The sequence below is a fragment of the Virgibacillus sp. GM2-2 genome (assembly GCF_055329585.1).
This window is the reverse complement of the sequence record NZ_JBUZWC010000022.1, coordinates 35,126-46,803: the sequence shown is the minus strand read 5'-3', so window position 1 is coordinate 46,803 and position 11,678 is coordinate 35,126. Positions and strand designations below refer to the sequence as shown.

10 protein-coding genes are annotated in these 11,678 nt (G+C 37.3%); all 10 read left to right on the top strand.

Annotation, left to right across the window (positions count from 1 at the left end; all coding sequences use genetic code 11):
• The first annotated feature begins 261 nt into the window (after positions 1–261).
• The 10 genes from yabG to ACY9Z2_RS17845 all read left to right on the top strand — a co-directional run bounded on the left by yabG (position 262) and on the right by ACY9Z2_RS17845 (position 11,653).
• Positions 262–1,134, top strand: a complete 873-nt coding sequence (yabG, locus tag ACY9Z2_RS17890) for a sporulation peptidase YabG (RefSeq protein WP_463611033.1) — start codon at positions 262–264, stop codon at positions 1,132–1,134.
• A gap of 246 nt (positions 1,135–1,380) precedes the next feature.
• On the top strand, positions 1,381–1,644 hold the full coding sequence (gene veg / locus ACY9Z2_RS17885) for a biofilm formation stimulator Veg (RefSeq protein WP_463611032.1): 264 nt from the start codon (positions 1,381–1,383) through the stop codon (positions 1,642–1,644).
• A gap of 434 nt (positions 1,645–2,078) precedes the next feature.
• Positions 2,079–2,261: a small, acid-soluble spore protein, alpha/beta type gene (locus ACY9Z2_RS17880; protein ID WP_463611031.1), complete on the top strand. Its 183-nt coding sequence runs from the start codon at positions 2,079–2,081 to the stop codon at positions 2,259–2,261.
• Positions 2,262–2,513: 252 nt separating this feature from the next.
• Positions 2,514–4,193: a peptide ABC transporter substrate-binding protein gene (locus ACY9Z2_RS17875; RefSeq protein ID WP_463611030.1), complete on the top strand. Its 1,680-nt coding sequence runs from the start codon at positions 2,514–2,516 to the stop codon at positions 4,191–4,193.
• A gap of 573 nt (positions 4,194–4,766) precedes the next feature.
• Positions 4,767–6,422, top strand: coding sequence for a peptide ABC transporter substrate-binding protein (locus ACY9Z2_RS17870; protein ID WP_463611029.1), 1,656 nt, complete (start codon positions 4,767–4,769; stop codon positions 6,420–6,422).
• Between the two features lie 310 nt (positions 6,423–6,732).
• Complete coding sequence (gene ispE, locus ACY9Z2_RS17865) at positions 6,733–7,590, top strand: 4-(cytidine 5'-diphospho)-2-C-methyl-D-erythritol kinase (RefSeq protein WP_463611028.1); 858 nt, start codon at positions 6,733–6,735, stop codon at positions 7,588–7,590.
• Positions 7,591–7,657: 67 nt separating this feature from the next.
• On the top strand, positions 7,658–8,473 hold the full coding sequence (gene purR / locus ACY9Z2_RS17860; protein ID WP_463611027.1) for a pur operon repressor: 816 nt from the start codon (positions 7,658–7,660) through the stop codon (positions 8,471–8,473).
• A gap of 192 nt (positions 8,474–8,665) precedes the next feature.
• On the top strand, positions 8,666–8,956 hold the full coding sequence (gene spoVG / locus ACY9Z2_RS17855) for a septation regulator SpoVG (protein WP_422501358.1): 291 nt from the start codon (positions 8,666–8,668) through the stop codon (positions 8,954–8,956).
• Positions 8,957–9,306: 350 nt separating this feature from the next.
• Complete coding sequence (gene glmU / locus ACY9Z2_RS17850) at positions 9,307–10,686, top strand: bifunctional UDP-N-acetylglucosamine diphosphorylase/glucosamine-1-phosphate N-acetyltransferase GlmU (RefSeq protein ID WP_463611026.1); 1,380 nt, start codon at positions 9,307–9,309, stop codon at positions 10,684–10,686.
• 13 nt (positions 10,687–10,699) lie between these two features.
• The gene (locus tag ACY9Z2_RS17845) at positions 10,700–11,653 is read left to right on the top strand and encodes a ribose-phosphate diphosphokinase (RefSeq protein ID WP_463611025.1); all 954 of its coding nucleotides are present in this window, start codon (positions 10,700–10,702) and stop codon (positions 11,651–11,653) included.
• Positions 11,654–11,678 lie beyond the last annotated feature (25 nt).

Here is an 11,678-nt window from a genome sequence, read left to right as displayed (position 1 = left end):
GGAAATCAATGTTGCTGTTACAATAGACATGAATTTCCTTTAGTTCGCAGTTTACTTATTAAATATCAGTATAAGGAATCTAAGGTTTTCGTCATAATGCTTGGCGATAAGCCAAGTTTTCCACTATTGTTTTTCAAAATAATTGTAACGGTGTTCTAAGTCTTTGAACGGTTTTACCTTTCCTTTATGCACATACCCAGTCTTTTTACATACGTTATGGTATATGAAAGCTTTCTAACTGGAAGGCTGTGAGGTGGATTTATGGACTTTGTAACAGGTGATATTGTTTCTAGAACTTCTCACCAACACGATTTATTATTTCGAGTTTCTTCTATAACAAAAGATCAGGCTATTTTACATGGAAAGGATTTACGATTAGAAGTAGATGCCCCGCTAAGTGATCTAGCTAAGGTGCAGGAAAGAGAACTTGTTAAGAAGAGTGAAAAAGAAAAAGAAAAAGAAGAATTTTCCTATCGGTTGTTCAGACAAGATTATCAATTCATGAAAGAAAAGCGAGAATACGAAGCTACAGATGGATTTCATCATGAATCTTCCTACTTTCATTTACCCGCAAAGGTTTTGCATGTGGATGGGGATCGAAATTATTTAAAAAAATGTATCGAACTGTATCAACGGATTGGTCTGCATGTACACGGTGTATATGTTAATGAAAAAGAAATGCCGCAAGAAATTGGACCACTTATCGAAAAAATTCAACCAGATATCATTGTTATAACTGGCCATGACTCATTTTCGAAAAACAAAGGCACAAAAAACGATCTTAGAGCTTATCGCCACTCTAAGTATTTCGTTGAAACAGTGAGAGAAGCAAGACATCTTATCCCACAATTAGATCAGCTTGTTATATTTGCTGGAGCTTGCCAATCTCATTTTGAGTCGCTTATCCGTGCTGGAGCGAATTATGCCAGTTCCCCATCCCGAATTAACATTCACGCACTAGACCCCGTTTATATAGCAGCTAAAATAGCATATACACCATTTATGGAAAAAGTAAATGTTTGGGATGTTCTTCGAAATACATTAACTGGTGAAAGAGGTATGGGTGGATTGGAAACACGGGGATTATTACGTACTGGTATGCCATACCTTGAAGAATCATCTGATGACGACTAGCGAGTGTAGATATTAACTAATCTACACTCCGCTTTGAAGAATGACAAGCCTAGATGTAAAACATATATTGGAACAAAATCAATATTTTTTCAACTTCTATACATATTTTTCAAGTTTTTTGAAATAATAACAGCAAAACGTGATTTTAGTTGTTGACATGAAAAAAGATATATTGTTATAATATAAAGTTTTACTTGACTGCTAATACAAGCACGTGCTATAATATAAGAAGTGAGGTGGAGTGTATTGGCTAAAACATTAATAGAAATTAAGCAAGGTCTCGAAGGTCACATAGGTAAAAGGTTAACATTAAAAGCCAACGGTGGAAGAAGAAAAACCATTGAACGTTGTGGGATTCTGGCAGAAACATATCCTTCTGTTTTCATAGTTGAGCTTGATCAAGACGAGAACGCATTCGAACGTGTTTCATACAGCTATGCAGACGTTTTAACAGAAACAGTTGAACTAAGCTTCCAAGATGAAAGAACAACAGCGATGATTATGGAGTAGTAAACATTTGTTTACTGCTTCTTTTATTTTTAGCTACTTTTATTTAGACACAAATTGAGTAACTGCGCATTAGTAGAAGAAGCGGACACAGAATCCTTTATTTTTGATTTTAGACCTGTTTTTTTGGGTTAAGCGGACCTAGGATACCTTATTCATGTAAAAACGCAATGAAATACCTACTTTTACACTATATAACGAATCCTGAGTCCACATACCCTCGCATTTGTCCCGTTTTTTCACAAATAAAGGATCTGGTGTCCGCTTACCTGCCGACATTTTCTTCTTTTTTTAGAAAAGCTGAAGCAGGTAGCTCATTTTATATATAAATATTTTCCTTTTCTGTATACAACTTACGAGTGTATGATTTGATTAGGTACATATGCTAAGTATGTCGTAACAAAAGGCAAGCTCATGTAGAAAGGGGTTGTTCTTTCATGGGAAGACGACGAGGGATGATGTCGGATCATTTGAAAGAAGAAATTGCTAAAGAGTTAGGCTTTTACGACACTGTGCAGCAAGAAGGCTGGGGCGGAATTAAAGCAAGAGATGCAGGGAACATGGTGAAACGAGCAATTGAAATGGCTGAGCAAGGCATGCAGCAAAAAGACAGACCCTAATGGGGTTTGTCTTTTTTGTATTGATAAGAAACGTTTTCAAGGATATCTGCGTTCAAATCATCGCATCGTAAAAAGACTGTAATATCCTCGTATTGTTAACTAGGAAGAATTGCTCATTTTTGTAATGAGAATGTTATCTGTGTAGGCATTTTGTATTCTAACCTATAGTAAATACCTGAAATCTATACTGAAAACTACTATAATTCGCATTGTTAGATAATATAAAAATTTTAAAAAGGAGCGTATTTCAACATGAGGTTTTCAAAATTTTCACTAGTTTTGACGCTTGGTTTCATGCTAACTGTATTGTTAGTAGCCTGCTCAAGTAATGAAAGCAGTACAGAAGCTAACGGTGAATCAAGTGGAGATTCTGGAAAAGAAGCAAAAGGGGAGCAGGTATTTAATTTAACTATTGGAGATACAATTCCTACAATGGACGCATCGCTTGCAACCGATGAATACGCATTTCAATTTTTGAATTCAACCAAAGAAGGTCTTTATCGACTAGGTAAGGATGCTGAAATTGTTGATGGTATAGCAAAAGATCATACGGTAAGCGAGGATGCTCTAACATGGACATTCACTTTACGTGAGAATGCAAAATGGTCAAATGGAGATCCGGTAACTGCGCATGATTTTGTGTATGCGTGGCAACGGGCGGTAAATCCTGAAACTGGATCCGAGTATGGTCCTTATATGATGGGTGGAGTTATCAAAAACGCTACAGCGATCAGTGAAGGTAAAATGCCCGTTGAAAAGTTAGGGGTAAAGGCTAAAGATGACTATACACTAGTGGTGACGCTTGAAAAGCCGATACCGTACTTTGAGTCGTTAACAACCTTTGGAACATTTTATCCGTTACATGAGGAATTTGTAAAAAAACAAGGTTCGGATTATGCTACAAGCTCGGAAACGCTGTTAGCAAATGGACCATTTAAAATAACTAGTTGGGATAGTACATCCAGCTCGTGGAAGTTGAAGAAGAACGAAGATTATTGGGATGCAGAAGCGGTAAGCCTTGATAAAATTGGTTATGACGTGGTAAGTGACCCACAAGTTGCGGTAGATTTATATGAAAAAGGAGAAATTGATCGGGCAGGTTTAACTGCTGAGTTGGTTGATCAATACTCCACACATGAAGATTTCACCATTACAACGGAATCAGGAGTCTTTTTCTTAAAAATGAACCAAACGACTACTGAAGCATTAGCGAATGAAAATATCCGTAAAGCAATTAGTCGGGCAATTAATAAGCAAGCATTGGTAGATGAAATACTAAATAACGGTTCCATTGTAGCGAATGGACTTGTACCTAAAAATTTCGTGTCAATGCCTAAATCAGGTGAAGATTTCCGTCAAGTAAGCGGAGATTTAGTTACCTATGATGTAGAAGCCGCTAAAGAGTATTGGCAAAAAGGGTTAGAAGAAATAGGTAAAGAAAAAGTAGAATTAGAGTTATTAGCTGGAGATAGTGCAACTGCTAAAAACATGAACGTGTATATTGCCAGCCAGCTTGAGTCGAACTTAGAGGGATTGAAAATCACTTTAAAACAAGTTCCTTTTGAACAACGACTAGAACTGGATTCAAGCATGAATTATGAACTTCAATTTTCAGGTTGGTCTCCAGATTACCTTGATCCGTATACCTATTTAAATCTATGGATTACGGATGGAGGAAATAACAATATGGGTTATTCCAATCCAAAATATGATGAGTTGCTCAAGAAGAGCGCTACAGAGTATGCACTTGACCCGGTTAAGCGTTACAATGCATTTCTAAAAGCGGAAGAAGTTCTGTTTGAAGATGCAGCAATTGTACCGTTATACCAAAGTGCCCGGGCACAATTAATTTCACCGAAGATGGAAGGTGTCATTACGAATCCATTTGGTGCGACTTATGAATACAAATGGGCATATGTTGAAAAAGAATAAGTGATCAAAAAGCCAAGATACTGGTGCATAGGTATCTTGGCTTTATATATGCTTAGACCCTATAGGGAAAACACGACATTCGTTAAATGACGATGTGAATACCGCTTTTTTAACGTTGAAAATACAATCCATTTCCGGAATACGATCCAATTTTGATAAAAAATGATCGTATTTCGAAATTTACGATCCGAATTAGCAATTTGCGATCCAGATTGTAAATTTACGATCCAAATCCCCACATTTACGATCCTTGTAAAATATCTGCCTCTATAATTATGATTCTTTACGTAGATAATCTAGTCATTATTTAACGCACAACGACTGTTTATGCTTTTCTTAATCCAATTCCATATTTTACTCGGGAGATATCAAGAATTTATCCAGAACTTTGGTGCAAAATAGTAGTAGTGCTATTTACTCATTTTATAAACGGAAAGTGTAGTTGTACAAGCTTTTCATATTTTCATCCGTTTGAAATACCTGCAAGACAATCGGAAAACTTGTATAATTTTACTTGCGTGTTTTTTTCAACTAGAAGCATGATACAAAATCAAAAAGGGGAGTTAAGACATCATGAAACTGTCAAAATTTTCATTGCTATTAACAATAGGCTTATTGTTAAGCGTTTTCATGGTCGCGTGTGGTGACAGCGATTCAGAGTCAACCGGCGGCGAAGGAAGCGAAAGCGGAGAACAAATACTTAATTTAACAAATGGAGATACCATTCCTTCTATGGATGCATCATTAGCAGCTGATGAATATGGATTCCAATTCCTTGGTGCTACGAAAGAAGGTCTTTACCGCTTAGGTAAAGATGCAGAGATCGTGGATGGAATTGCAACTGATCATAAAGTAAGTGAGGACGCCCTTACTTGGACATTTACATTACGTGAAGATGCTGTGTGGTCAAATGGAGACCCTGTAACAGCTCACGATTTCGTATATGCATGGAGACGTGCCATTAATCCTGAAACTGGTTCCGAATATGGGCCATATATGATGAATGGTGTTATCAAAAACGCTTCGGCAGTAAATAGCGGAGAATTACCACTTGAAGAATTAGGTGTTAAAGCCAAAGATGATCATACATTGGTTGTAACGCTTGAAAAGCCAATCCCATATTTTGAATCGTTAACAACATTCGGTACATTCTTACCGTTAAACCAAAAGTTTGTTGAATCAAAAGGCGATAAATATGCAACAAGCTCAGAGAATTTGTTATCGAATGGTCCATTTAAAATCGTAAATTGGGATAGTACTGCTTCAGCATGGAGTTTAGAGAAAAATAAAGATTACTGGGATGCAGAAACTGTTTCGCTTGATAAAATTACGTTTGATGTTGTAAAAGATCCGCAAGTAGCGGTTGATTTATATCAAAAAGGTGAAGTGGATCGTGCAGGACTTTCAGCTGATTTAGTTGATCAATATATATCACATGAAGATTATACAGTTACACCAGAAACATCTGTTTTTTACCTTAAGTTTAATCAAACAACTTCTGAGGCATTAGCGAATAAAAATATCCGTAAAGCTATCAGTCGCGCATTTGATAAAAAAGCTTTAGTTGAAGAAATTTTAAATAACGGTTCAATCGTAGCTACCGGACTTATTCCAAAAGAGTTCGTATCTATGCCTGAAACTGGTGAAGATTTCCGTGAGGTTAACGGTGACTTAGTAACATTTGATCCTGAGAAAGCAAAAGAACTTTGGGAAAAAGGTCTTGAGGAAATTGGGAAGGAAAAAGTTCAGCTTGAATTCTTAGCTGGAGATAGTGCAACATCGAAGAACATGAACGAATACCTAGCTAACCAATTGGAAACGAACCTTCCGGGATTAGAAATTACATTAAAGCAGGTTCCGTTCGAACAACGCCTGACTTTGAGTGAAAATATGGATTATCAACTACAATTTTATGGTTGGGGTCCAGATTATCTAGATCCATATACATTCTTAAATATGTATGTTACGGATAGTGAATACAATAAAATGGGATACTCAAATAAAAAGTATGACGAGCTTATGAAGAAAACCGCAACTGACTATGTTCTTGATCCAGCTAAACGCTATCAAGCATTTCTAGAAGCTGAAAAAATCTTGATGGAAGATGCAGCAATTGCACCTATTTACCAAAGCGCACGTGCAGAATTAATTAAACCATATGTAAAAGGTGTAATAAGCAATCCATTTGGCCCTACTTATGAATGGAAATGGGCTTCCATAAGCAAATAAATAATTACTCAATGTTTAGGACTCATGACAGTAGAAACGCTGTCATGAGTTTTTTTATGCTTAGGGGATTTTGGAGCTAGAATATGTACGACCTTCTCGGCTCCTTGCTTATGTATCCGTCGCTAACCAGTTGCCTTCGCTTTTCATTGTCCAGCTACGGCTCCTAGTGGCTATCAAATAGTTAGTCAGGATGAACGTAGGGAAAGAACACCCTACTGTTCACCTGCCTATCTATTCGTACGCCACTAACCAGTCGCCTTCGCTTTTCTAATATGATACAATTTGTTTAGATTTGTGGGGTGATGTTGGTATGGTGTTGTTTGAGAATGCACCGGCAAAAATAACTTTATCATTGGACGTGCTTAGTAAGCGCGATGATGGATATCATAATGTGGAAATGGTTATGTCAACAGTTGATTTAGCTGATCGTGTCACGTTATCAACATTAGACTATGACCATATTGATGTGTCAGCAGACAATCAATACGTGCCGAATGATGAACGTAATTTGGCTTACAAAGCTGCGCGTGCTCTTAAAAACAAATACCACATTACAAAAGGTGTTCGGATTGAAATAGAAAAAAATATTCCCGTTTCTGCTGGTTTAGGCGGCGGCAGTAGTGATGCTGCTGCTGTGTTAAGAGGCTTAAATAAACTTTGGGAACTTGATTTAGAATTAGCTGAGCTTGCGGAACTCGGTGCAAGTATCGGTTCTGATGTACCTTTTTGTGTTTATGGAACCACTGCTCTTGCAAAAGGACGTGGTGAAATAATTGAAGAACTACCACCCCCACCGGTAACTTGGGCAATACTTGCCAAGCCTAATATTGGCGTTTCCACGAGCGTTATTTTTAATCGTCTATCTTTAGAAGATTTACCTCATCCAAACACCAGTAAGTTGCTTGAGGCAATTCAACAGCAGGATTTTCATATGCTTAGTGAAAACGTAGGAAATGTTTTAGAAACTGTTACAACATCACTATACCCAGAAGTTCAACGAATAAAAGAAAAGATGATTCAGGCTGGTGCAAAAGGTGTTCTTATGAGCGGGAGTGGCCCGACAATCATTGGTTTAGTTGAACATCAGCATAAAGCAATTCGAATATATAATGGTCTTAGAGGTTTTTGTGACGAGGTGTACACTGTTCGCGTAATGGGACATGCATAACTACTTGCTAAAACACGTATAAAAATGATATATTTAATAGTAAATATTCGGTTTTAGAGGTGTCGCAATGAAAAGAAGTGATCGGTTAGTCGCTTTAACAAACTATTTTCTTGAAAATCCAAGAGAACATATGTCATTACCTTATTTTTCTAAGCTATACAACGCTGCAAAATCTTCTATAAGCGAAGATTTAGATATAATTGACAGAGTTTTTTCAGACGAGGGTATAGGTCGCCTTGAAACAGTTGCAGGTGCGGCTGGAGGGGTTAAATATATCCCTGAATATGCTATGGCCAAAAGCAAACAATTTATTGATGAACTGTGTAACACACTTAAAGACTCTGAACGTTTACTACCTGGCGGCTATTTGTATATGAGTGATCTTTTGGGAGATCCCGCCTTAGTAAAGCAAATTGGACGTATTTTTGCTTCTAAATTTACAGAGTCAAACATTGAAGCAGTCGTGACTGTAGCTACAAAAGGAATACCGTTAGCTTATGCAGTGGCATCCTTTTTGAACGTACCTGTGGTTATCGTACGACGTGATCCAATGGTTACCGAAGGATCATCCGTTAGCATCAATTATGTTTCAGGGTCATCTAGAAAAATACAAACTATGGTGCTACCAAAAAGAAGTTTAAAAGAGGGTGCGAACGTCTGCATTATTGATGATTTTATGAAGGCAGGCGGCACTATTAATGGAATGGTAAGTTTGTTAGCAGAATTTAATGCAAATGTAAAAGGAATTGCTGTTCTAGCAGAAGCTGATGATGAAGAAGATGAACGAGTAGTAGAAGATTATTTATCGTTAGTAAAAATTACCCATGTAGATTTAAAACAAAAGCAAATTGATGTAAGAGCAGGGAACTTTCAAACAAAATAACGAAAAAAAGATAAAATCTACCAAAGGTTTTATCTTTTTTTATAGGCAAAATAGGTTATTCTTTTATCATATTTTGAAACATTTTGTCTTTTTAATTAAATTTTTAAATTTTTTTTAATTTTAAGCAGGAATTATCTTTGTTTTGTAGAATTATGGTAAGTAAGTTCAAAAGGGAAAAGGTGGTGAAACATCATGGAAATTACTGACGTAAGATTACGCCGCGTTAATACTGAGGGCAGAATGCGAGCAATTGCTTCCATTACGTTAGATCAGGAATTCGTGGTACATGACATCCGCGTGATTGACGGAAACAATGGTTTATTTGTTGCAATGCCATCGAAACGTACACCAGATGGTGAATTCAGAGATATCGCGCACCCGATCAATTCTGGAACACGTGGAAAGATTCAGGATGCAGTCCTAGAAGAATACAAGCGTGTAGGTGAGGCAGAAGTTGAATTTGAAGAGGCTGGCGCTTCCTAAAAAAATAAGAACAAACAGGGGGGACTAATCTAGGACAGATTAGCCTTCTTTTTTTGCATTGAAAGAAAAGTATTAAGGATATCAGTATAAGAGCATCCCCCAAAGATTACGCCAATCGGTGTCTGCCTAACTCGGACAAAAATAAGTGGCAATTAATAGAAAAAAGTATCCATTGTCATGCATAATACATAAAACATTCCTTCCTACAAGACAACTTTCTAACAGTCCACTTCCCTTACCAATTGTACTCTTCTATGCAGTCAATTGCCTTTTCTATATGTCTATATCTATTGAAATCGATTGCTTTTTAAGATATATTCATAATGGATAAAGAGAACGGAGGTTACTTCATGACAAATCGGTATGCTGTTATTCTCGCTGCGGGTCAAGGCACTAGAATGAAGTCTAAATTATATAAAGTACTTCATCCAGTAATGGGCAGACCTATGGTACAACATGTAATGAATCAGATTAAGTCTGTAAATTTGGATGAAATTGTAACGATAGTAGGCTTCGGTGCGGAAGCTGTTATAGAAAGAATTGGTAATGAGAGTAAATTTGTTGTTCAAGAGGAACAACTAGGAACAGGTCATGCTGTTTTACAAGCAGAAGAAATTTTAAAAGATCGAAAAGGAACGACAATCGTTGTTTGTGGGGACACGCCACTCATTACGGATGAGACCTATCAGAAGCTTTTTGACCATCATGAGAAAAAAGACGCGAAAGCAACAATTTTAACAACTAAGGTGGACAACCCATCAGGTTATGGGCGTGTTATTCGAAACGATGCAAACGAAGTTGAACGCATTGTTGAACAAAAGGATGCAAACGAATCAGAACAGGCTGTAAATGAAATAAATACGGGTACATATTGCTTTGATAACGAAGCACTTTTCCAAGCGTTAAAAAAGGTATCAAATGATAATGCACAAGGGGAGTATTATCTTCCAGATGTAATTGAAATTCTCCGTAATCAGGGTGAAAAGGTAACAGCGTTCCTCACTCCTAACCATGAAGAAACATTAGGGGTAAATGATCGTGTTGCACTTGCTCAAGCTGAAAAAGTAATGAAAAAGCGCATTAATGAGATGCATATGCGCAATGGCGTGACGATCATTGATCCTGACAACACATATATTGGACCTGATGTTATAATAGAACAGGACGTACTTATTCATCCTGGATCACTCATTTCTGGAGAGTCATCCATTAAAAGTAACGCGGAAATTGGTCCACATACAGAGATTACAAATTGCTCCGTTGGAGAAGGCTCGGTAATTCGTCAAAGCGTAGCTAGCGATAGTCATATAGGGGAAAGGGTGAAAATTGGCCCGTTCGCTCATATTAGACCGCAAGCTTCCATCGGTAACGAAGCAAAAATCGGCAATTTTGTGGAAGTGAAAAAGTCTGTCATTGGCGATCAAAGTAAAGTATCGCATTTAAGTTACATTGGTGATGCTGAGATCGGCACGAATGTTAATGTTGGCTGTGGTACAATCACCGTTAATTATGATGGTAAAAACAAATACTTAACAACAATTGAAGACGATGCCTTTATTGGTTGTAATTCGAACTTAGTTGCACCAGTCACAATTGGCAAAGGTTCTTTTGTTGCAGCAGGATCCACGATAACCAAGAATGTCCCTGAAGATTCCTTGTCAGTTGCACGTGCAAGACAAGAAAACAAAGAGGGCTATGCAAAAAGACTAAAGAATAGAAAACAAGATTAACGGAGGGTTTGTCATGACATCGAACTATAATGATCGGAAGTTAAAGGTATTTTCATTAAACTCAAATCGTAAATTGGCGGAAGAAATAGCTGACCACATTGGCACAACGTTAGGTGAGTGTACCGTATCCTCTTTCAGTGACGGTGAAATTCAAATTAATATCGAAGAAAGTATTCGGGGATGCGATGTTTACGTTGTTCAATCTACCAGTTCCCCAGTAAATCAACACATGATGGAATTACTAATAATGATTGATGCATGTAAGCGTGCATCAGCCCGATCTATCAATATCGTTATGCCGTACTATGGATATGCACGTCAGGACCGAAAAGCTCGTTCAAGAGAGCCGATTACCGCTAAGCTAGTCGCAAATTTACTAGAGACCGCTGGTGCAGATCGTGTCATTACGCTTGACTTACATGCCCCACAAATTCAAGGATTTTTTGACAGACCAATTGATCACTTGCAAGGTGTACCAATCCTTTCTGATTATTTTAAGAAGAAAAATTTTGACGATATTGTAATTGTTTCACCAGATCATGGTGGAGTAACACGCGCTAGAAAAATGGCAGACCGTCTAAAAGCCCCAATTGGGATTATCGACAAACGTAGACCGAAACCAAATGTTGCTGAGGTAATGAATATTGTTGGGAACATTGAAGGAAAAACGGCTATATTAATCGATGATATTATCGACACAGCTGGAACCATTACACTTGCTGCAAATGCACTAGTTGAAAACGGTGCTAAAGAAGTTTATGCATGTTGTACACACCCAGTTTTATCAGGTCCAGCAATTGAACGTATTCAAAGCTCAAAAATTGAAGAACTAGTTATTACGAACACAATTCCATTACCGGAAGAAAAACATATTGATAAAATCAAACAATTATCCGTTGCACCATTAATAGGTGAAGCAATTGTGCGAGTTCATGAAATGGAATCAGTAAGTATATTATTTGATTAAAGGTTTAAAAGATATTGAATAAGGG

Excerpts from the sequence above, each read along its gene's own strand:
- yabG (WP_463611033.1), top strand. The coding sequence starts at position 262 with ATGGACTTTGTAACAGGTGATATTGTTTCTAGAACTTCTCACCAACAC.
- ACY9Z2_RS17880 (WP_463611031.1), top strand. The coding sequence starts at position 2,079 with ATGGGAAGACGACGAGGGATGATGTCGGATCATTTGAAAGAAGAAATT.
- ACY9Z2_RS17875 (WP_463611030.1), top strand. The coding sequence starts at position 2,514 with ATGAGGTTTTCAAAATTTTCACTAGTTTTGACGCTTGGTTTCATGCTA.
- ACY9Z2_RS17870 (WP_463611029.1), top strand. The coding sequence starts at position 4,767 with ATGAAACTGTCAAAATTTTCATTGCTATTAACAATAGGCTTATTGTTA.
- ispE (WP_463611028.1), top strand. The coding sequence starts at position 6,733 with ATGGTGTTGTTTGAGAATGCACCGGCAAAAATAACTTTATCATTGGAC.
- purR (WP_463611027.1), top strand. The coding sequence starts at position 7,658 with ATGAAAAGAAGTGATCGGTTAGTCGCTTTAACAAACTATTTTCTTGAA.
- spoVG (WP_422501358.1), top strand. The coding sequence starts at position 8,666 with ATGGAAATTACTGACGTAAGATTACGCCGCGTTAATACTGAGGGCAGA.
- glmU (WP_463611026.1), top strand. The coding sequence starts at position 9,307 with ATGACAAATCGGTATGCTGTTATTCTCGCTGCGGGTCAAGGCACTAGA.
- ACY9Z2_RS17845 (WP_463611025.1), top strand. The coding sequence starts at position 10,700 with ATGACATCGAACTATAATGATCGGAAGTTAAAGGTATTTTCATTAAAC.